Source organism: Candidatus Blochmannia vicinus, from assembly GCA_030020825.1.
Classification (GTDB): Bacteria; Pseudomonadota; Gammaproteobacteria; order Enterobacterales; family Enterobacteriaceae; genus Blochmanniella; species Blochmanniella vicinus_A.
Map to the genome: position 1 here is coordinate 758,472 of CP125213.1, position 21,754 is coordinate 780,225.

At 28.2% G+C, this 21,754-nt stretch carries 18 protein-coding genes, 4 tRNA genes and 2 pseudogenes; 19 read left to right on the forward strand and 5 right to left on the reverse strand.

Features of this window, described 5'->3' with window-relative positions:
• Positions 1-102: 102 nt before the first annotated feature.
• Positions 103-186, forward strand: a tRNA-Ser gene (locus QMA81_03190).
• Positions 187-474: 288 nt separating this feature from the next.
• Here the strand turns inward: QMA81_03190 and QMA81_03195 are convergent.
• Positions 475-548 (reverse strand) — tRNA-Lys (locus QMA81_03195).
• Positions 549-859: 311 nt separating this feature from the next.
• Here QMA81_03195 and pgsA point away from each other — a divergent pair.
• The 3 genes from pgsA (at position 860) to QMA81_03210 (ending at position 1,807) form a co-directional block, all read left to right on the forward strand.
• Positions 860-1,411, forward strand: coding sequence for a CDP-diacylglycerol--glycerol-3-phosphate 3-phosphatidyltransferase (gene pgsA, locus QMA81_03200; GenBank protein WHL25269.1), 552 nt, complete (start codon positions 860-862; stop codon positions 1,409-1,411).
• Between the two features lie 226 nt (positions 1,412-1,637).
• Positions 1,638-1,708: transfer RNA gene (locus QMA81_03205), tRNA-Cys, on the forward strand.
• A 17-nt stretch (positions 1,709-1,725) separates the two neighbouring features.
• Positions 1,726-1,807, forward strand: a tRNA-Leu gene (locus QMA81_03210).
• A gap of 128 nt (positions 1,808-1,935) precedes the next feature.
• On the opposite strand, the gene QMA81_03215 is transcribed toward QMA81_03210, so the two are convergent.
• From QMA81_03215 to rne, 4 genes are all read right to left on the reverse strand, one after another.
• Positions 1,936-2,427 (reverse strand): L,D-transpeptidase family protein, encoded by a 492-nt coding sequence (locus tag QMA81_03215; protein WHL25270.1) that lies wholly within the window; start codon positions 2,425-2,427, stop codon positions 1,936-1,938.
• Complete coding sequence (locus QMA81_03220) at positions 2,420-2,893, reverse strand: hypothetical protein (GenBank protein ID WHL25271.1); 474 nt, start codon at positions 2,891-2,893, stop codon at positions 2,420-2,422. The genes QMA81_03215 and QMA81_03220 overlap by 8 nt, the downstream gene beginning before the upstream one ends.
• 385 nt (positions 2,894-3,278) lie before the next feature.
• Positions 3,279-4,202, reverse strand: coding sequence for an LpxL/LpxP family Kdo(2)-lipid IV(A) lauroyl/palmitoleoyl acyltransferase (gene lpxL, locus QMA81_03225; protein ID WHL25272.1), 924 nt, complete (start codon positions 4,200-4,202; stop codon positions 3,279-3,281).
• A 325-nt stretch (positions 4,203-4,527) separates the two neighbouring features.
• Positions 4,528-7,113 (reverse strand): ribonuclease E, encoded by a 2,586-nt coding sequence (gene rne / locus QMA81_03230; protein ID WHL25273.1) that lies wholly within the window; start codon positions 7,111-7,113, stop codon positions 4,528-4,530.
• Between the two features lie 506 nt (positions 7,114-7,619).
• On the opposite strand from rne, the gene rluC reads away from it, so the two are divergent.
• From rluC to QMA81_03305, 15 genes and pseudogenes are all read left to right on the forward strand, one after another.
• Positions 7,620-8,630: a 23S rRNA pseudouridine(955/2504/2580) synthase RluC gene (gene rluC / locus QMA81_03235; GenBank protein ID WHL25274.1), complete on the forward strand. Its 1,011-nt coding sequence runs from the start codon at positions 7,620-7,622 to the stop codon at positions 8,628-8,630.
• Positions 8,631-9,601: 971 nt separating this feature from the next.
• Positions 9,602-9,772, forward strand: a complete 171-nt coding sequence (gene rpmF / locus QMA81_03240) for a 50S ribosomal protein L32 (GenBank protein WHL25275.1) — start codon at positions 9,602-9,604, stop codon at positions 9,770-9,772.
• A 3-nt stretch (positions 9,773-9,775) separates the two neighbouring features.
• Positions 9,776-10,825: a phosphate acyltransferase PlsX gene (plsX, locus tag QMA81_03245; GenBank protein ID WHL25276.1), complete on the forward strand. Its 1,050-nt coding sequence runs from the start codon at positions 9,776-9,778 to the stop codon at positions 10,823-10,825.
• 13 nt (positions 10,826-10,838) lie between these two features.
• A complete protein-coding gene (locus QMA81_03250; GenBank protein WHL25277.1) occupies positions 10,839-11,792 on the forward strand; it encodes a beta-ketoacyl-ACP synthase III in 954 nt (317 codons plus the stop codon).
• Between the two features lie 17 nt (positions 11,793-11,809).
• A complete protein-coding gene (gene fabD / locus QMA81_03255; protein WHL25278.1) occupies positions 11,810-12,751 on the forward strand; it encodes an ACP S-malonyltransferase in 942 nt (313 codons plus the stop codon).
• A 26-nt stretch (positions 12,752-12,777) separates the two neighbouring features.
• Complete coding sequence (gene fabG / locus QMA81_03260) at positions 12,778-13,512, forward strand: 3-oxoacyl-ACP reductase FabG (protein ID WHL25279.1); 735 nt, start codon at positions 12,778-12,780, stop codon at positions 13,510-13,512.
• A 134-nt stretch (positions 13,513-13,646) separates the two neighbouring features.
• Positions 13,647-13,901 (forward strand): acyl carrier protein, encoded by a 255-nt coding sequence (gene acpP / locus QMA81_03265; GenBank protein ID WHL25280.1) that lies wholly within the window; start codon positions 13,647-13,649, stop codon positions 13,899-13,901.
• 604 nt (positions 13,902-14,505) lie between these two features.
• Positions 14,506-15,327 carry an aminodeoxychorismate lyase gene (gene pabC, locus QMA81_03270; GenBank protein ID WHL25281.1) on the forward strand — a complete coding sequence of 274 codons (822 nt, stop codon included), beginning with the start codon at positions 14,506-14,508 and terminating at the stop codon, positions 15,325-15,327.
• Positions 15,328-15,708: 381 nt separating this feature from the next.
• Positions 15,709-16,353, forward strand: a pseudogene (tmk, locus tag QMA81_03275) (dTMP kinase).
• A complete protein-coding gene (locus QMA81_03280) occupies positions 16,350-17,366 on the forward strand; it encodes a DNA polymerase III subunit delta' C-terminal domain-containing protein (protein WHL25282.1) in 1,017 nt (338 codons plus the stop codon). The pseudogene tmk and the gene QMA81_03280 overlap by 4 nt, the downstream one beginning before the upstream one ends.
• Positions 17,367-17,370: 4 nt before the next feature.
• The gene (locus QMA81_03285; GenBank protein ID WHL25317.1) at positions 17,371-18,153 is read left to right on the forward strand and encodes a YchF/TatD family DNA exonuclease; all 783 of its coding nucleotides are present in this window, start codon (positions 17,371-17,373) and stop codon (positions 18,151-18,153) included.
• A 280-nt stretch (positions 18,154-18,433) separates the two neighbouring features.
• Positions 18,434-18,787: pseudogene (locus tag QMA81_03290) on the forward strand (HIT domain-containing protein).
• Positions 18,788-19,001: 214 nt separating this feature from the next.
• Positions 19,002-19,535 carry a penicillin-binding protein activator LpoB gene (locus QMA81_03295; GenBank protein WHL25283.1) on the forward strand — a complete coding sequence of 178 codons (534 nt, stop codon included), beginning with the start codon at positions 19,002-19,004 and terminating at the stop codon, positions 19,533-19,535.
• Between the two features lie 163 nt (positions 19,536-19,698).
• The gene (lolC, locus tag QMA81_03300; protein WHL25284.1) at positions 19,699-20,913 is read left to right on the forward strand and encodes a lipoprotein-releasing ABC transporter permease subunit LolC; all 1,215 of its coding nucleotides are present in this window, start codon (positions 19,699-19,701) and stop codon (positions 20,911-20,913) included.
• Positions 20,906-21,589 (forward strand): ATP-binding cassette domain-containing protein, encoded by a 684-nt coding sequence (locus QMA81_03305; protein ID WHL25285.1) that lies wholly within the window; start codon positions 20,906-20,908, stop codon positions 21,587-21,589. Before lolC ends, QMA81_03305 begins: the two co-directional genes overlap by 8 nt.
• Positions 21,590-21,754 lie beyond the last annotated feature (165 nt).

Here is a 21,754-nt window from a genome sequence, read left to right on the forward strand (position 1 = left end):
TAGATTAATGATTTTGATCACATAACATTATATATTATTTAAAAGTATATATGCTGTATTATTAAGAGTTGATAAAATTAATTTAATTATTTTAATTTTTTGGGAGGAGTGGCCGAGTGGCTTAAGGCGCCGGTCTTGAAAATCGGTAGTGAAAAACATTCTAGAGTTCGAATCTCTACTCCTCCGAAAGATTTTATTAATCATTATGTTCAACAAATATTTTATAAATTGATTGGTATAGCAGAACTAATATTATTGGTATTAGAATCATATGTAAAACATATGATATGTTTACTTCAATTACTTTTTAGTATATAAGAATAGTGGCCTTAAGGAGACCTGATAAAAGATGTATAATGCTACGGCAATTGATTGCTGATAGAGGTATATTCATATACATTACACAACTAAAGGTTATAACGTCTAATCGAGTGTACATTGCAGTATAAAGCAAAGAGTGCTAAATATTTTTATTGGGCCGTGTAGGATTTGAACCTACAACCAATTGATTAAGAGTCAACTGCTCTGCCATATTGAGCTAACGACCCAACTATTTTATGGTATAGTAGCATACTAGAATGACAATTCTAGTTCTGAGTATTAATTATTTTTAGAACTATAATAATGATTATTATGTATAATGTTTAATTTTTAGGTGTTTTGAGGATCATTTGATTTATTTGTGTTTTATACATAATATAGTGGAAACTATGTGTATGGTAATAACTACTGTAATAGTATATTATACACTATTCGAAATATAAAAGTATTGTTGTATGTATCTGATCTGATGCATAGCCAGTTTTAAAGGTTAATAATGTTGTAATTGTATTAAAATTAATTATTTTTTTTAAGTATTATGGATTTTATTAATATACCAACATATCTTACTTTATTTCGAGTTGTTGTGGCGCCATTGTTTACAATTCTGTTTTATTTACCCATGAGTTGGGCACCGATGGTGTGCACTGTTACATTTTTTGTTGCAGCTGTCACAGATTGGTTTGATGGATTTCTAGCTCGTCGTTGGAAACAAACTACTAGTTTTGGTAAATTTTTAGATCCGGTAGCAGATAAAGTGATGATAATTGCAGCGCTTATTTTAATAGCTGAGCATTTTCATGTATGGTGGATTACATTACCAGCTTCTAGTATAATTATTCGTGAAATTATTATATTAGCATTACGTGAATGGGTGGCTGGAATTGGTAGTAGTAATGGAATTGAAGTGTCTTGGATTAGTAAAATTAAAACATGTATACAAATGTTAGCCTTGACCGCATTACTGTGGAGTCCTTATGAATGGATAGTAATTACAGGCATTATTGCATTATATATTTCGGTGTTATTAGCTTTTTGGTCCATGTGCGCTTATTTATATTATGCGTGGCATAACTTATGTAGTTGTTAATTTTGTATAATGTGATTTTTGAGATTTAAAATAACTAACTATGGTTAATAATTGTAATTTTTACATCTAAAATTTATTTTTTGAAATTTAAATATTTGGTTTATCAGTATATGATAATACCGAATTTTCATAAAGTTTATCGATTCATAAATGTATTAATTAATATTATTAATTGACTTAAAATATGATTTAATAATCATATGTGTTTGTTTTGTGTGAGTGATGTGGCGCGTTGGCAGAGTGGTTATGCAGCGGATTGCAAATCCGTGTAGCTCGGTTCAATTCCGAGGCGCGCTTTTTATTTTGAATAGCCCGCCCGGGTGGTGGAATTGGTAGACACAAGGGACTTAAAATCCCTCGGCTTTGGCTGTACGAGTTCGAGTCTCGTCCCGGGTAGTGTTTAAGAAACACAGTGTGTAATAAAAATTGTTTGAATATTAAAGCAATTTTACTTGATAAAATAATCATTAGTTGTTGCTAATATATTTTGATACTAAATGTTATTTATATTCATAATATGATGATTACGATTGTTGTTTATTTTTAGTTTTGATAAGTTTTCGCGTAATATTTATTGGTATACCGGAACGATTTTTTAATGCTTGATTAACTATTTTATAATCTATATTAGAATCATCAATTAAAATAGATTGTATTTTTTTATTTAAATGTGTACACACTAATGTGTTTAAATTATTTTTTTCTTTATTATGGGATAAAGGATTATGGATTTCAAGATATTGCAAGCCGTTTGCTTCAACAGTAGTTTTTATAGGTTCATTAATGAATTGTACTCTTGTACCTACAGGTACAATTTTAAAAAGAAATTCAATATCTTTAGGACGTAATCTAATACAACCGCGAGTTACTCTGAGTCCAATGCCAAAATTACTATTAGTTCCATGAATTGCATAGTTTTTACCTAAGTACAAAGCATATAGCCCCATTGGGTTATTAGGTCCTGCTGGAAATATTGTAGGCAGGATTTCTCCACGCTTGATGTATTCATCACGCATACTTTTGGTAGGGATCCAAATTGGGTTTTTTTTTATGTTTTATTGAAGTTATCCAGTAATATGGTGTTGCATTTTTAATTGTTCCAATAGCAATTGGTAATATAACGACAGTATTGCTATTTTTAGGATAATAATATAATCGCATTTCAGCGCTATTAATCACAATACCTAAATGAGGCGTGTTTGGTAAAATTAATTGATGTGGAATTATTAATTTTTTTTCTGAATCTGGCAGATATATGTCAACATCTGGATTAGCCTCCAACATGTTACTAATTCCTACTTGAAATTGTTCGGAAAAAAATTCGAGAGGGTGTGTATTGTTTTTAGGCGTAAAAATTTCTATATTTTCTCCAATTAGTCTATTATTGTTTTCAGGTAATGTATAAATAGTGGCATAGGAAAGATAATGACTCAATCCTATAAAGATAAATATTACATTATAAAAATATACTTTTATATTCATAAGTATTTGTGCTGCTTGTAGAAATTTACATTTCTAATTATATGTATTGTACAACAATAAGCATTGTGTAAATTTATTTTTAATAGTCTTCAAAAAATTTTGAAATTAATTTACAATAAATAACGTATTTCGTTATGTAACAAAATTATAGTAAATGCTAATAATATAAACAATAATTTCTTATTTATTAATTCTTAAAATTATTTTTAATTAAATTAAAACATTTTTAGAGATTATACAGAAACTATTGATTTTTTAGTGAATATGAGCGTCATTTTTGATATTTATTTTATTGTTTTTGTTTTGATCATGTATGATGATTTTTGCAATTATCTGTTGATATTTAAATAATTTTATATTTTTATATAACTTTTTATTTTATGAATTAATATAAAGAAGGTTCTCCAGGTGGGCGGGTTTTAAATCTACGATGTAACCACATATATTGATCAGGGGCTAATAGGATTACTTGTTCGACGACTTTATTAATATATTTGATCATGTCAATATTTGTTTCTATAGGTATTTCATCTTGTTTGTTTGGTAAAATCAATAATTCATATCCAATAACATTAGGTAACCTACGTGCTACAAAAGGAACGATTGCTGGTTTAGCTATTTTTGTGAGTATATAGGTTCCGATTGTACTTGCAGCATTTGATACTGCAAATAGGGGAACAAATACACTGTTTTTATATCCATAATCATGATCTGGTGCGTACCAAACAATTTCACCATTTTTTAAAGCTTTAATCATGCCTTTAATATTAGCACGATCTAACATCATTTTATTAGATCTTAATCTCCCCTTGGTTTGTAACCAATTTAATAATGGATTATTGTTAGGACGATAGACACCAATACCTGGATTGATTATGCCCAAAATTCGAGCGCCTAATTCTAAGGTAAAAAAATGCATTCCAATTAATAGTATACCTTTATTTTTTTGTTGTGCTTGTATTATATTTTTTAGTCCATTAATTTTAAACCAACGTTTAATTCTATGTTCTGACCAAAACCAAGCCATTCCAGTTTCAAATATCCCCATACCTATTGATTCACAATTTTTATTGAATAAGTCTTTTTGCTCTTGATTTGGTAAATTAGGAAAACAGAGCTCTAAATTTCGGCGAATTATACGCATGCGATTTAGCATAAAATATTTTGTGATACGACCAATTCTAGTACCAAGATAGTGTATTGTAGGATAGGGGAGTAGTACTAAAATATATAATGTTCCTATTCCTAACCAAATCAACCAAAATCGTGGGTGCAAAAAAGAATAATTAAAAACTGGAAGTTTTTTCATATGCGAGTAATTTTATCAAATGAATATATAAATGTATAAGTAAATATTTATAAATAAATTGTTATTACTACATTGTCTGGTAGAAATCTATATAATTTTATTTAACAAAATTATAAAAATTAGTTGTGTAAATATATTTATGCAAAAAAGCAATGTTTGTGTTAATTAATCGTTTTGTTAACGTGTGGTAATATTATCTGATTTATGTATATCATATAAGTTTATTTTATAAAAAATTAAAAATTAATCTTTTTGAGATTTAAATATTATTTAGATATATGCAAGATAATTGTATACAAATTAATTTTCAAAAGTTATTTTGTCATTATTTAATAACATTGTTGTATTTTTTAGGATCATTTTTAGCTTGTCGTTGTTGTTGTAAGCGTTGTTTAAGATTTATACGAAAATGACGAGAAGAACGACGTAATCGACGAATAAACCGTGGATAATCATAGTTATTTTTTTCTTCTTGGTGATCTATTTTATTAGAGCGCGTAATAACATGATGTTTGACATATGGATAGTGTATAATGGTATTGTTAATGGTTTTAATGTTTTCAATAAGATTAGTATTTAACTCAGTAGCCGTGGTTTTTTTCTCAAAAATATGGGAATGTGATGTGTTGTTGTATTTTTTGTAATGGTTTATGTTTATAGGTGCTGATTCTTCGTTTGTTATTATATTCAAGGGATATTTAAATTGATGTGTTTTTAACCATATACTAGGTTCTAGATCATTTATTTTCTTTAAGTTTTTATGTTCAATATCCTTATCCTGTTTATGCTTTTTTTTATATTTTTGTTCAGATATGTTTTTTATGATTTTATTAATGAATAATCCTTGATTAGGATAATCAGAATTAAATTTAGTCTTGTTGGTATTTTTAATAAATTTTAATAGAGATATGATGTTATCATTTTTTTTATCTAGATAATTTTTTATTTTTTCATTATTACTTAAGTTAATTTTATTTTGTATATTGTGGTTATAATTTTTTTTATTATTGTTGTTATTATTAATATATGTAGAATAAGAATTTTGATTTAATTTATAATTATAATTTAAATTTTGGGATGGTTTGTTTTTATATATAATTTTAATATATATCCAACTGATATATTTTTTTATTGTTCTTAATAATTTTTGTTTTACATTATTATAATTGTTAATATATGAATAAGTTATTTTATTAAAGTAATTTACTATGTTATTAAACCATGAAATTGATTTTTTTGATTTAGATTGCAGTGTATAATTTGTATAATGAGAAATGTTGTTGTAAGCAGATGTTAAATTTGGAACGATATCTGTTTTTAGTTGTAATTGTTCTGAATTATAAGTATAAATTGAAGAGGCTGTTTCTCCTGATGATTGAATTGCTTCATTATTTTGGTTTGTGGCCAACAAATAACTTGGTTTATTATTTATTTCTCCTTTTCGTATACGTCGCACCTCATAATTTGGAGTTTTCATGTGTTCATAAGGAACGATAATAGCGCGTACACCTTTTTGTCGTTGTTCTATATCGCTAATAGCTTTTCGTTTTTCATTAAGTAAATACGTGGCGATGACTACTGGAACGATAGCGTGTACTTCATAGGTGTTGTTTTTTAGTGCTTCTTCTTCAATTAAACGTAAAATGGATAAGGATAAAGATTCATTATCACGAATATTGCCTGTGCCACTACAACGCGGACAAATATAATGACTTGATTCTCCTAATGATGTGCTTAGTCGTTGTCTAGATAATTCTAATAAACCAAATTTAGAAATACGCCCTATCTGAATACGAGCACGATCTTGATGTACTGCTATTTTTAAGTTGTTTTCAATTTCTCGTTGATGTTGAATTGAAGTCATATCTATAAAATCTATAACAATTAAGCCAGCTACATCACGAAGACGTAACTGACGTGCTATTTCATCAGTTGCTTCTAAATTAGTATTAAAAGCTGTATCTTCAATATCTAATCCTTTAGTAGAACGCGAAGAATTAATATCGATTGCTGTTAAAGCTTCAGTGGTATCAATAACAATGGATCCTCCAGATAATAACCGTACTTCACGTTGGAATGCTGATTCTATTTGAGACTCTATTTGATAATGACTAAATAAAGGAATATCTCCGTTATATGATTTTATTTTTTTAGCAAAGTCTGAACGACCTAAAGAAATTAGGTGTTCTTTAGCTAAATTTAAGATTTTAGGATTATCAATTAAAATTTCTCCTATATCTGGGCGTAAATAATCGCGAAATGCACGTACGATGACATTACTGTCTTGATGAATTAAAAAAGGAGCTAATTGATTAGCTGCAGTATTTTTAATAGTTTCCCAATGTTGTAAGAGAGAAGTTAAATCCCATTCTAATGCTTCAATAGATTTTCCTACTCCAGCAGTTCGAATAATTAAACTCATTCCTTCAGGTAAATCTAAAGTAGATAGAGTTTCTTTTAATTCTACACGATCATTACCTTCAATGCGTCTTGAGATTCCGCCAGACTTAGGACTATTTGGCATAAGCACTAAGTAACTTCCTGCTAAACTAATAAAAGTAGTTAGTGCAGCACCTTTATTTCCTCTTTCTTCTTTGTCTACTTGTACAAGTAGTTCTTGTCCTTCGTATAAAATTTCTTTAATATTAAACTTATTATAGGAAGATGATGAAGAAAGAAAATACTCACGAGTAATTTCTCTTATCGGAAGAAATCCGTGTCGTTCAGATCCATAATCTACAAATACTGCTTCTAAACTAGGTTCTATGCGAATAATTTTACCTTTATAAATATTTGCTTTCTTTTGTTCATGACCTACTGTTTCAATATCTAGGTCGTATAATCGTTGTCCATCTACTAATGCTACTCGTAACTCTTCTTGTTGAGTAGCGTTAATTAACATTCTTTTCATTATAATTTTTACTCAATGTTGATATATTGAAATGTAGATATTTTAGTTTAAATACCTAATAGTTTTCAGTATTATTGTAAACTTGATATTCAATAGGTTTGCAGTGATAACTTAAATATATAATTATTTTTATCTGTAAGGTCTTTGGCATTATGAATAACTATATATTTATGCAAACTATAATATTAGTTATTGATAGATTATTACATTTACATAACATTATTTATGATGATATTTATCATGTGTATTTTTTAATATGTTATTTATAAGTAATTTTATTATAACTATATGAATCAATAGCTATGTTCGATAACAAATTAAAATAATAATTTATATATATATATAAAAGTATAGTTAAATATTTAAAAATTACTAATTTTTAAATATTTAACTATACTAATTTTATGTATTTATTATTTAGTTTGGTCTATTTTAGTTTGTTACAATTGTTATTTTTTCTATTTTATTATTATATTCAAACAATTACGTAATTACCATGGTTTCTTATGAAAGAACATGATATTCATATGCATTTTATTATAATTTCTTCAAATTTTTCTGGTCAAAGGATTGATAATTTTTTGAATACTTATTTTAAAGTAGTGCCTAAATCTATGATTTATAGAATTATACGAACTGGTGCAATACGTATTAATAAAAAAAGGATTAACTTTCAATATAAATTGAAAATAGGAGATATATTACGGATTCCTCCAGTAAGGAGGATCCATTCAAATAGATTTGATATAAAATATATGAAAGAAATTTCGTTCTTACAGAATGTCATAATTTATGAAGATGATTATTTATTAGTACTTAACAAGCCAACTGGTATTGCTGTACATGGAGGAAGTGGGCTTAAGTTTGGTATAATTGAGGGATTACGAGCATTACGCCCTAAGGATCAGTTTTTAGAATTAGTTCATCGTTTGGATCGAGAGACTTCTGGTGTATTATTAGTAGCTAAAAAACGCACTGCTTTGGTGTTTTTACATGAACAGTTACGTGTAAAAAATATTAAGAAAGAATATTTAGCTTTGGTACATGGAAAATGGGATGTAAATGTAAAGATAATATCTGAGCCATTGTTAAAAAAAACCATTTTATTTAATAATAAGATTGTTTATAAAAGTACAGAAAAGGAAAAATTATCTACGACCCATTTTAAAATTAAAGAACAATTTGAAAGAATAGCAACTTTGCTGGTAATTAAACCTATTACCGGACGTACACATCAAATTAGGAAACATACTAAATATTCAAATCATCCTATTGTAGGGGATAGGATATATGGTGATTACAAATCTAATATTCAATTTAAACAATTTGGATTTAATCGATTATTTTTGCATGCTTCTATGTTGTGTTTTATGCATCCAAGTACGAGAAAAAATTTCTGTATATATGCACCATTGGATCAACTATTTTATGATTGCTTATTTTTTTTGAGAAAATTAATTATGACTAATTCTAATTGTTCATTAGAAAATATTGTAAAAAATACAAATAATAATTAATAATTTTGTATTATTAATTTAATGAAATAAGTTACGTATATCATAAATTAAAATGAAAATATTGTTATTTTTGTTGTTTTATATCTTGATGTGATTGATCCTGTAATGGGAGATAATATGTGTTGTATATTATTTATTAATTAATTTTAGCATTATTTCCTTATATTATAAAAAATATAATTAATAAAAATATTGAATTAATTACATATTTTTATAAAAGGACAAATGTTATATTACTAAATAATAGGTTTTATATTAATGATGTGATCAGTTGTTTTGTGAGCTAGTATTATTTAAAGAATGTTTGGATGGTTTTGTCTTAACAATAAAAATTAACTGATTATTCGAATGGATTGTGAATAATGTATGTATTTCATGATTTTAATTATACATTACTATAAATAAAAATGTACATATATATTCAGGATATAGTCATGTAATACTGCATATAGGATGAAGTTTATCTAGACAGTTGAGTTTTATTAGATATATTATTTAATTTTGTTATTCAGGTGATGTATTAATATAGTTAACAGTGCTTAGCTTGGTATTGACGCTGCACTAAGTTATGGCTTATTTTTGTAAGAATTCTAGTAAGTTATAATATTAAGACAGAAATAATACATCATTATAATAATATAATAATAAGTTATGATTTATGTATAGCATAGTATATGTGTATGTGATAATTCTATCACTTTTATTTAATTTAAATAAAAGTGATAGAATTATTGTGATTGAATAAAAATGAATATAGATAGGTTAATATTTGTGGACTGATTAAATATCAAATATGTTTTATTTGATAATAGAAGATTTGGCATAGAATAAAATTAAAAAATTTTATTGATTTTAAAAATAGTCATATTTAATTAAATAAATATTCATTTTAATTGTTTGGTCGATTTAATTAATATTATACTAGTCGTTTAGACAACAAATAATATTAAAATAAAATAGGAGAGTACAATATGGCTGTGCAGCAAAATAAATCTACTCGTTCTACAAGAGGAATGCGTCGTTCTCATGATGCGTTGCGTCCAGTTACTATATCAGTAGATCGAATATCTGGAGAAGTACATCGACGCCATTGTATTACTTTTAATGGATTTTATCGCGGAAAAAAAATGGTTGAGAAGTGATTTTTGAATAATGATATACAGCCGAAAAATGTAGTTCTTGCATTAGATGCAATGGGTGGTGATTTCGGGCCTATTGTGACAGTTCCTGCTTCATTACAAGCGTTGTCTTTATATCCGAAACTTGAATTATTGCTTGTTGGAAATCCTGATGTAATCTTACCCATTTTATCAGCGTCAAGATCTGCATGTGTTGATAGATTAACTGTTATTCCAGCAAAATTGGTAATAGGTGGAGATGTTAGGCCTGCTCAGGCAATTAGAGTAAGTAAAGATACTTCGATGCGTGTAGCTTTAGAACTTATTAAGTCAGGTCATGCTCAAGCTTGCGTTAGTGCAGGTAATACAGGAGCGCTCATGGGTTTATCTAAATTAGTTCTTAAGTCTATCAATGGGATTGAACGTCCTGCTTTAACGACATTATTACCCCACCAAAAACAAGGAAAAACTGTTATTTTAGATTTAGGTGCTAATATTTCATGTGATGGTGCAATGTTAGTACAATTTGCAATTATGGGTTCGGTATTATCAGAACAAATTTTGGGCGTAAGTAATCCAAGAGTAGCGTTATTAAATATTGGATCAGAAGAAACTAAAGGATTAGATAATATTCGCCATGCTTCAGAGATATTGCACACCATTTCATCAATTCATTATGTTGGTTATATCGAAGCAAATGATTTATTAATAGGAAAGACAGATGTTTTAGTTTGTGATGGTTTTGTTGGTAATATTACCTTAAAAACTATGGAAGGAGTTATAAGAGTTATTTTGTCAACATTGCAATCATCAGAAAAAGAAAATAATTTGAATTGGTTTATGCAAAGTATTAATTTTTGGATAAGTAAATATCTGTTTAATAAATTTAGTCAATTTCATCCTGATCGGTATAATGGTGCTTATTTGATAGGATTGCATAATACGGTAATAAAAAGCCACGGTGCGGCTAATCAACGTGCATTTACTGCTGCTATTGCACAGGCAATTCATGCTGTAGAAAGAAAAATTCCAGAAAGGATCTCTGCTCGATTAAGTACAGTATTATCTAAAAAATAATAATTAAATATACATGTTTACTAGAATCCTTGGAACAGGGAGTTATTTACCTCAACACATTAGATCTAACGTTGTTTTAGAAAAAATGGTAGATACATCGCATGAATGGATTGTTGCTCGTACTGGCATTCAAGAACGTCGTATTTCTAGTTCTGATGAAACTGTGGCTAAAATGGGTTATTTTGCTGCTAAAAAAGCCTTAGATATGTCTTGTATACATGCTGATAAAGTAGGTATTATTATTGTTGCTACTACTTCTTCCAGTCATGCATTTCCTAGTTCAGCATGTCAAATTCAACGTGATTTACATATACGAGATACTATTGCTTTTGATTTGTCGGCAGCTTGTTCTGGATTTGTTTATGCGCTAGGCGTAGCAGATCAATATATTAAAGGTGGAAGCGTGGATTATGCTTTAGTTATAGGATCAGATACTTTAAGTCACACTTTAGATCCTAGAGATCGTGGGACATTAATTTTATTTGGTGATGGAGCAGGTGCAGTAATACTTGGTCGCTCAAAAACACCAGGTATTATTTCTACTCATTTACACGCAGATGGGTATCATGGGGATTTGCTAACTCTTCCTAATTATAATAGAAAGAACCCGACTATATCTAATTATTTAACAATGTCTGGAAATAAAGTATTTAAAATAGCCGTTTCTGTTTTAGCACGTGTTATTGATGAAACTCTTAATATTAATAATTTACATCAAGATGAATTAGATTGGTTAGTGCCTCATCAGGCTAATCTACGAATTATTTCTGCTACTGCTAAACGATTAGATATGGATATGAAAAAAGTAGTAGTTACGCTTGATAGACATGGAAATACATCTGCAGCTTCTGTTCCTTTAGCTTTGGATGAAGCTGTTCGTGATGGTCGTATTAAATCAGGCCAATTAGTGTTATTGGAAGCGTTTGGAGCTGGGTTTACCTGGGGTTCAGCGTTATTACGATTTTAATATAAGAGAGAAATATTATGAATACATTGTTAGCTATAGTATTTCCAGGACAAGCGAGTCAAAGGGTAGGAATGTTAAAAACTTTGGCAGCACATTATTCGTTAGTAGAAGAGACTTTTTCTGAAGTATCAGAGGTTTTAGGTTATGATATGTGGAAATTAGTACAATATGGACCTTTTACAGAACTAAATAAAACTTATCTAGCACAACCAGCTATTCTAACGGCTTCAGTATCTGTTTGGAGAATATGGAAACAACAAGGAGGTTGTATCCCAAAAGTAATGGCAGGTCATAGTTTAGGGGAGTATTCTGCTTTAGTATGTTCGGGAGGTATGGATCTACGTTCTGGAGTTAGATTGGTAATGATACGTGGTATGTTGATGCAAGAAGTAGTCCCGCATGGATGTGGAGCTATGTCTGTAATTATTGGTCTACATGATGATGTTGTTTTTGAGTGTTGCAAATCGGCGCAACAAGATCAAATTGTTTCTATTGCTGGTTTTAATGCACCTGGGCATGTAGTTATTTCTGGGCATAAAGAAGCAGTAGATCGTGTTAATTTATTTTGTAAAAATGCAGGAGCGAAGCATATATTTGCACTTCCGATTAGTGTTCCAGCACATTGTGCATTAATGAAACCAGTGGCTAAAAAATTCAGAGAAGAATTAGAAAAAATAACCATTAATACCCCTAGTATACCAGTGTTAAATAGCACTGATGTATGTATTGAGCAGGAACCAAGAGCTATTCGTAGTGCATTAATCCGACAATTATATACTCCAGTGCGTTGGCGCGAAGTTGTGCAATATTGTATCCATCAAAAAATTGAAAATTTTTTAGAAATGGGCCCGGGAAAAGTATTAACTGGGTTAATACGTAGTACTGTTAGTAATGGGTTTATTTTGCCAGTAAATGATCCCGTTTCTTTGTCAGAAGCAATTAAAATTAATTGGAACTAATATACTTGTATAGGAGTACATGTAAGATGACTTTTAATGAAAAAATTGTCTTAGTAACTGGTGCTCGCCGTGGTATTGGTCGCGTTATTATTGAAATGTTTGCAAAATATGGAGCTACTGTAATAGGTACTGCAACTAGTGAGTTGGGTGTTAAAGATATTAATACATATTTAGGAAGTCAGGGAAAAGGGATGAAATTAGATGTTACTGATAAGTATTCTATTGATATTTTTTCGAAAAAGATACAGCAAGAATTTGGAAATGTTGATATTTTAGTAAATAATGCTGGTATCGTTCAAGATAATATTTTATTACATATGAGAGATAATGAATGGCAATCTGTTATTGATGTAAATTTGACTGCTGTATATCGTATGTCTAAATTGGTAATAAAATCAATGATAAAAAAACGTTATGGTAGAATCATTAACATTGGTTCTGTAGTTGGTGTTACGGGTAACGCCGGCCAAGTAAATTATTCAGCTGCTAAGTCTGGATTAATTGGATTTACCAAGTCTTTAGCTCGTGAAGTTGCTTCAAGAGGTATTACAGTTAACTTAATATCACCAGGATTTATTTGTACAGATATGGTGAAAAAATTCACTGATAAACAGAAAAATGATATTTTGTCGAAAATACCAGTTAATCGTTTTGGAGAGCCTAAAGATGTGGCCTATTCTGTGATGTTTTTCGCTTCTGATTATTCAGAGTATATTACTGGACAAACAATGCATGTTAATGGAGGAATGTATATGGGATAATTAGTGTTATGTGATGTATCTATTAAAGATTTAAGAGAAACAGTATAATTTTTAAATTGCTAGATTGGTACGATGTTTTTTTATATTTTTTGAGAACTATCGTATAAGCACAATTTGATAGGAACATGAAGAAAATGAATACTATAGAAGAAAAAGTAAAAACAATTATTGCTGAACAATTGGGGGTTAAAAAAGAAGAAGTTGTGAATCATGCTTCATTTGTTGATGATCTTGGAGCTGATTCTCTTGACACTGTTGAGTTGGTTATGGCATTAGAGGAAGAATTTGATACTGAAATTCCAGACGAAGAGGCTGAAAAAATTACAACTGTTCAAGCAGCAGTAGACTTTATTAGTAATAGTCATCAAAATAAAAATGATTCATTATAAGTTATGATATTTTACTTACGTTAGTGCATAAGTGTTGTTAGTAAATTATATTGATAACTATAAGAAGCATTAAATTTAATGTAGAATAGTTATTATTAATGTATCTATGGATGGATTATATGCGTCATTAGTTTTATTTATGTGAGAATTAATTATATATGTAATAAAATTTTTAATAACATACTATTTTTAGTAAATTGATAGTTTGTTTTTATAAATAAGATGATTGTAATATAACATATTATATTAATAACATATGAGACTTAAAAGATAGTGATTTAAAAAATTGGTACTATTGATAATATTATTAATATTAATGTGAATTTTTTAATTATAGGACTGTGATATATCGTAAGGGTTATAAATAATTAGATTAGAATAAAACTTCTGTATTTAGAAGCATAGAGTAATAAGACATGAATTTCGTAATTATAAATGTTATATTAAGCATAATTACGTTGATTGAATGTTATAAATTGTGTGGTATGTATTAAAAAATAATGTTGTATTATTATTGTTGTATAGAGTTTAGGAACAACTGTTGTGGTATTTATTGTATTAAGGTACGTCAAATGTTATTTATCGCTGATAAATTGAGATAAAAATGTATTGGGTGAATGGAATTTTAAAAAAAACAGTATCATTAAATAATCGTGCTTTACATTTTGGAGATGGATTTTTCACGACTGCTAGATTACGAAATGGGGAAATAGAGTTTTTGGATTTTCATATGGATCGATTAATTTTTTCGGCAAAAAAGTTAATGTTTGATAATTTCAATTATAATCTTTTATATAAAGAAATGTTACAAGCAGCTTCTTTTAGTGGTTCATATAATGTCATCAAAGTAATAATTAGCAGAATTAATAATAGGATACATGGATATAAATGTAAAAATGATATTGAACCATTACGTATTATTTATATTGGTCGATTACCGAGATATTACATGCGATGGGTTGATTCTGGGATTTGTATGAGAACAAGTATTGTGCGGTTAGCGCGGAACACTTTTTTAGCGGGAATCAAGCATCTTAATAGATTAGAACAAGTTATGATTTCTATTTGGATAAGTAAAAACAAGGAAATTGATGAAGCATTAGTTTTAGATACTGATGGCAATGTTGTAGAATGTTGTAGTTCTAATATTTTTTGGCGGTATAACTATCAAGTATTTACTCCTTCTATACATTATGCTGGTGTTAATGGAATTATGCGTCAGATAATATTAAGATTGCTACCAGAACTAGGATACTGTATACGGACAGTAACAGTTGGTCCTGATCATTTAAAAAATGCAAATGAGGTGTTTATTACAAATGCTTTATTGCCGTTAGCATCAGTTAATTCAATTGATGATTACTTTTATTCAGATAAGACATTATTTCATTTGTTGCAATCTTATATTACAAATAATAAAATTTAATAGCATTTGTTATTTTTTTAGAAATTATATATATATAAAATATTTTATGATTTTAGTTAAAAATAGAATTAGCTTAATAATCTGATAAAAAATGATGGTTTAACTTTTTTACAAGAATTGTTATTAAAATACGTCTACGATGACAGTAGAAATGATATTTTCTCTCATATACTGTATAAATATTTAATTATTATTATTATTATAAATTTTTTCTTATGGGCATTGGGTTTTATTGTTTTTGAATTTATATGTGTATATACAATATTTATAGTTGTAGGAAATATAAAATTTATGTATTTATTATCATAAATACATAAATTTTATAACTGTGATGAACAATTAAATTATGATGGTATTAATAATTTTTATATAAGGCATGATGTGGGTAATAAATTTATTGCAATTGAAGGATTGGATGGAGCCGGAAAAACTACCGTTGTTTATCAAATAATTAAATATCTGAATAAATGTGGTGTTGTAAATGTTATAACTACTCGTGAACCAGGAGGTACGCCAGTTTCAGATTTATTACGTGTATTAATTAAATATGGTGGACCTATAAGTGATCCTATTGACAGTATATCAGAATTATTAATGATATATACTGCACGATTTCAATTAGTAAAAAATGTTATTAAACCAGCTTTGTCTAGAGGTTATTGGGTAATTGGGGATAGATATGATTTGTCTTCTCAGGCATATCAAGGAGGCGGTAGGGGAGTGGATATGCCATTATTACATGCTTTATCTGATAAAATTACAAATATATTATATCCAGATTTAACATTTTATCTTGATATTTCTCCAGAATTAAGTGTATCTCGAATAAAGAATAGAATAATATTAGATTGTCTTGAACAAGAACCTTTAAGTTTTTTTGCTCGTGTGCGTTCTTGTTACAAAAAATTAGCCTCTGAAAAAAAAAATATTATCATGATTGATGCTTCTCAAAGTTTAGAAAAAGTTTCTGCTGTTATTTACAGATATTTAGATTGGTGGTTAATAAACTGCAAGAGCAAGTTATGACGAGATGGTATCCCTGGTTGAATATTATTTATAGTAAAATGTTGAATTCTTATCGAAAAAATAGAGGACATCATGCATTACTTTTAAATGCTAAATGGAATAATGGAGAAGATACTTTAATTGATGCAATTGCGCGATGGTTAAGTTGTTCTCATCCTAGGGAAACTCGACACTGCAATTTTTGTCATAATTGCAAGTTAATGAATATAGGAAATCATCCTGATTATTATCAAATAAATCCGGAAAATAATACTGAAACTGTAGGCGTTGATATTATGCGTACTTTTATTAATTCTATATATCATCATGCTTATCGAAGTAAAGTAAAAATTATATTTATAAAGTATGTGGAATATTTAACTGATCAGTCTATTAATGTGTTGCTTAAAACGCTCGATGAACCTCCAATAAATACTTATTTTTTTTTTAAAACTCGAGATTATATGAGAATACCATTAACATTTTTGAGTCGATGTATGAAATGGTCAATTGTATCTCCAAAAGAATCACTTGGATTACAGTGGTTAATGCAACAACAGGAAGGGATAGATGATATTTTATTAGCGCAATGTGCATTACGTTTGTGTAACGGTGCTCCTATAGAAGCGGAAGCTATGTTTAAACTAGGGATGTGGAAAGAACGATTAGAATTGTGTAAATCCATGTATTATACTATTATAAATAAAGATTTTTTAAAACTTGTACCATTTTTGAATACCTGTAGAAATAATACATATTTATATTGGTTTATTACTGTACTTGTAGATGCATTAAAATGGAAGCAAGGAATAAATCAACAATTTATGATAAATTTAGATCAAATAGAATTAATTACTGCTATTGCAGATTACTGGAGTGTTTCGTCTTTAAGCCGTCAATTACAACAATGGTTAGCATTGTTATGTTATTTTCAGAAATTTACTAATATTGATCGTGAATTATTACTGACCTATCGGTTGTTAAATTGGCAAAAAGATATTGTTGAATCTTGTTTCCATGTATGGAGTATATGATACTATGTTTTTGGTAGATTCTCATTGTCATTTGAATCAATTAAATTATCAAAATATTCATAGAAATGTTTCGGATGTATTGAATAAAGCTAAAAAAAGAGGAGTAAAGCTAGTTTTATCAGTTAGTGTCGCTATGTCAGACTATAATAGTATGATTGAGTTAATTGGGTACAGAAATGACGTTTTATTTTCTTGTGGAGTACATCCTACGTATATACATTATTCTGATAATTTTGATAGAGAGAGATTATATATTTTATCTTCTAGAAGAAATGTAGTTGCTATAGGTGAAACTGGATTGGATTATTATCATAAATTAAAATTAGATAACAAAAAAAAACAAAAAGAAGCATTTCGGGAACATATTCGTGTTGCTAGAGCAGCACAGAAGCCAGTTATTGTGCATAGTCGTGCTTCTTGTAAGGATACTATCGATATTTTACGTGCAGAATCAGCAGAAGAGTGTGGTGGCGTATTACATTGTTTTAATGAAGATATAGATACTGCAAGATTGTTATTAAATCTTAATTTTTATATATCTTTTTCTGGAATGGTAACATTTAAAAAATCTTATATGATTCAAGAAGTAATTAAATATGTTCCTTTTGATCGTATATTGTTAGAAACTGATTCTCCTTATCTCACTCCTGTTCCTTATAGAGGGCAAGAAAATCAGCCAGCTTATATATATGAAATTGCTAATTATATAGCACTTATAAAGAATATTAAAATGGATGAATTAGCGTTTATTACTACAGTTAATTTTCGCACTTTGTTTCATTTGTAAAACAAGAATAATATAAATGCATCAAATGGATATTACAGGTAAGTTATCAGTATCGTATTATCATTATGATACATTAAAGTATAATAATTATGCCATATTGAGTATGATTTAATTAAAATCGTAATTAATTTATTATACAATTATAAATATAATTCAATACTTGATAATCTAAAAACAAATATAGTGTTTGTATTTTACTGTGTGAGGGGTCAGATGTTATCTGACGTAGTCAAAAAATTATAGTAGTATTTATATAATTTTTTAAGTGATAGGATAAATAGTGAAAAAAGACAATATTTTTATAAATATTATTAGAAAGAAAATTAAAGTTGATATCTTATATCAAGATGAATTAGTGACTGCATTTTATGATTTAAATCCCCAGGCTCCTGTCCATGTATTAATTGTTCCTAATACATTAATTCCTACTGTTAATCATGTATCAACTAATGATGAAATAACATTAGGTAGATTGTTTGTAGTAGCAGCAAAAATTGCTAAGCAAGAGAATATACATTCTTCAGGTTATCGTTTAATAGTCAATTGCAACCATCATTCTGGTCAAGAAATTTATCATCTTCATATGCATTTATTAGGAGGAGAGCCTCTAGGTCCTTTATTACAGAAAAAGTAATAGAGTAATAAATTAAATACTAATTTATAAACTAATTTTTAAATTAGTATTTAATTTGATAACAGCTTTTTTATTTTTATAAGAATTAAAGTATATGCTTGTTGATGTGTAAAGATTAATACGATAACGAACCTGATAAAAATTTATATTTTAGATAAAATAAATATTAAAAATAATATTAAATTTATTATCAATAACAGTACATATTTTACTTATGAAAAAAAAAATGATGTGTTTAGTGATTAGTATAATTTCTGTACATTGTATTGGTTTATGCAATTATGATCGTATGTCTACGTATAATACGAAACCTGCGTTATCAGTACCATCTCAAATTAACTTAATTCATTGGAAACCAATTTTATTAAATATACTGCAGAATGCATTTTTTTTTGATAATATCGAACGTGGTAGTGTATTGTTAGTAAATATAGTAAAGAATAACACCAATGGTATTTTCCAGACTAATAATGTTACGAACATATTAATTAAATGTATTGTAGAGAATACTAGAACATATGATGTTATCGATATAGGAACATTACATTCTGTATACAGAGAGTTGGGTGTGTTTCCAGAAGATAATAGAAACACTTATAATTTTTCTATAAAAATTGCAAATTATTTGAAAGCAAATTATATTCTGTATGGTATTGCTTATGGAAATGCAGAAAAACCAAATTTAGAATTACAATTAATATCGGTTAAGACTGGTGAGATTTTGAGAGTTGTCAGTGGTTCTGCATAAGATATGAATAAGTTTTAATAGTATTAAAGAGTAGTGATACTTAAAGATTGTAAAAAGTTTGAAGAAATAATCTTATGGAAAAGATTCAATTATTAAATTTTTTAGATATATAAGAATTTAAAAATATATTATTTGGTATGTTTATGAGGTAATACAGCAAATTTTGACGTATCGACCAACCGTACTATTCATTGCTTTACGTTATATTTTGGGAAAATCGATAGATCAGTTTGGCCGAAATATTTATTGGATTTCTAGTATTGCTATTATGTTAGGTGTAATGGCAATGATAACCGTGTTGTCAGTTATGAATGGTTGTGAGCGTGACATAAAACAAAATCTTCTTAATTTTATACCTCATGTATTGCTCACTACTGAAAAAGGATATGTACACATTGAGGATAAACCAAAATTAGTATTACGTCAATTAAAACATAACATAATATGTATACAGCCGTTGGTAACATCTAATGTGATATTACAAAGTTCTAGAAAAGCATCATTTGGAGTTATGCTAGGAATTGATCCGAATCATTTTGAACCATTATATTTTTATTTGATCAATAAACACATAAATCAGTTAATTCCGGGAAAATATTATGTCATTATTGGGTCAACTCTAGCAAAACAACTTAAAGTACGTATAAATGATCAAATTCGTTTAATTATCCCTTCTGTTATGCAGATCACTCCTATTGGCTATATTCCTAGTCAACGATTATTTACAGTATTAGATATTTATATTACTACTAGTGAAGTTGATTCTTATCAAGTATTAATACATCAGTCTGATGCTTCTGCGTTAATGCGTTATCCATCGCAATGTGTTACTGGATGGCGTTTGTGGTTACATGAACCACTTTTACTGAATAATTATTATAATAATTATTCGCAATTATATAAAGATTGGGTGTGGAGGGACTGGAGAGAATATAAAGGATCTTTATTTCAAGCGATGAGAATGGAAAAAAATATAATGTCTTTGTTATTAGTTTTAATCATAATAGCAGCAAGTTTTAATGTTGTTTCTTTTTTAGTATTATTAATATTAGATAAACAGATAGAAATTTCAGTGCTACAAACATATGGTTTTACTCGCCGACAGATTGTGCTGCTTTTTGTGATTCAGGGATTTAGTAATGGTATGTTAGGTATTCTATTTGGCATAGGATTAGGATTATTGTTATCTAATAAATTAAATCAAATATTATTGTTTTTTAAAATATTGCCAGATACTGTACAATTACCTATAGAAATAAAATATTATCAAATTTTAGGTATCGTGTTTATGACGTTTGTTCTAGTCTTGTTAGCTACGTTGTATCCATCATGGCGTGCAGCTTCTATTCCTCCTGCAAAAATTTTGCGTCATGGCTGATATTCCGTTGCTATATTGCACTCAATTAACTAAATATTATCGTCGTGCTAACTTTGTAATTAAAGTTTTGAATCGCATTACTTTAAGTATACAACCTAATGAAATTATTGCTGTTGTAGGGATATCTGGATCCGGAAAAAGCACGTTGTTACATTTACTTGGAGGATTAGATAAGCCAACTGAAGGTAAGATATTTTTTGAGGGGTATGCATTACATACATTATCTGATAATGTACTTGCTATGATACGCAATAAACGTTTAGGTTTTATTTATCAATTTCATCATTTATTATTAGATTTTAATATTTTAGAAAATGTAGCAATGCCATTGTTGATTGGAGGTGCTGGATTCAGTCAAGCAAAAAATAAAGCACGGTGTGTATTAAAGTTAGTTGGTTTAGAAAATCGTATTCATTTTTTTCCGAATGAGTTATCTGGAGGGGAAAGTCAGAGAGTAGCTGTGGCTCGGGCTATAATAAATAATCCAGCTTTAGTATTGGCTGATGAACCAACTGGAAATTTAGACGAAAAAAATTCGAGTAATATTTTTCAATTAATAAAAACATTAAATATTTATTATGGAACAACTTTTTTAATTGCAACTCATGATTTAGTATTGGCTAAGCAATGTCATAGAATATTAACGATATCTGATGGTCAAATAATATTGACATAGTATAATTCGTTTAGGTAATTGTTTAAAAATGATATTATCTTTACAAATTGCTTTAAAATTTCATCAAGGTTCGAATAATAATATTCTGATATCTTTAGTATCTTTAATTGCTATTATTAGTATTACTATAGGAATAGCAATATCTATAATCGCATTAAGTGCAAT

Coding starts and splice junctions, on each gene's coding strand:
- pgsA (WHL25269.1), top strand. CDS start 860: ATGGATTTTATTAATATACCAACATATCTTACTTTATTTCGAGTTGTT.
- QMA81_03215 (WHL25270.1), bottom strand. CDS start 2,427: ATGCGTGATGAATACATCAAGCGTGGAGAAATCCTGCCTACAATATTT.
- QMA81_03220 (WHL25271.1), bottom strand. CDS start 2,893: ATGAATATAAAAGTATATTTTTATAATGTAATATTTATCTTTATAGGA.
- lpxL (WHL25272.1), bottom strand. CDS start 4,202: ATGAAAAAACTTCCAGTTTTTAATTATTCTTTTTTGCACCCACGATTT.
- rne (WHL25273.1), bottom strand. CDS start 7,113: ATGAAAAGAATGTTAATTAACGCTACTCAACAAGAAGAGTTACGAGTA.
- rluC (WHL25274.1), top strand. CDS start 7,620: ATGAAAGAACATGATATTCATATGCATTTTATTATAATTTCTTCAAAT.
- rpmF (WHL25275.1), top strand. CDS start 9,602: ATGGCTGTGCAGCAAAATAAATCTACTCGTTCTACAAGAGGAATGCGT.
- QMA81_03250 (WHL25277.1), top strand. CDS start 10,839: ATGTTTACTAGAATCCTTGGAACAGGGAGTTATTTACCTCAACACATT.
- fabD (WHL25278.1), top strand. CDS start 11,810: ATGAATACATTGTTAGCTATAGTATTTCCAGGACAAGCGAGTCAAAGG.
- fabG (WHL25279.1), top strand. CDS start 12,778: ATGACTTTTAATGAAAAAATTGTCTTAGTAACTGGTGCTCGCCGTGGT.
- acpP (WHL25280.1), top strand. CDS start 13,647: ATGAATACTATAGAAGAAAAAGTAAAAACAATTATTGCTGAACAATTG.
- pabC (WHL25281.1), top strand. CDS start 14,506: ATGTATTGGGTGAATGGAATTTTAAAAAAAACAGTATCATTAAATAAT.
- QMA81_03280 (WHL25282.1), top strand. CDS start 16,350: ATGACGAGATGGTATCCCTGGTTGAATATTATTTATAGTAAAATGTTG.
- QMA81_03285 (WHL25317.1), top strand. CDS start 17,371: ATGTTTTTGGTAGATTCTCATTGTCATTTGAATCAATTAAATTATCAA.
- QMA81_03295 (WHL25283.1), top strand. CDS start 19,002: ATGAAAAAAAAAATGATGTGTTTAGTGATTAGTATAATTTCTGTACAT.
- QMA81_03305 (WHL25285.1), top strand. CDS start 20,906: ATGGCTGATATTCCGTTGCTATATTGCACTCAATTAACTAAATATTAT.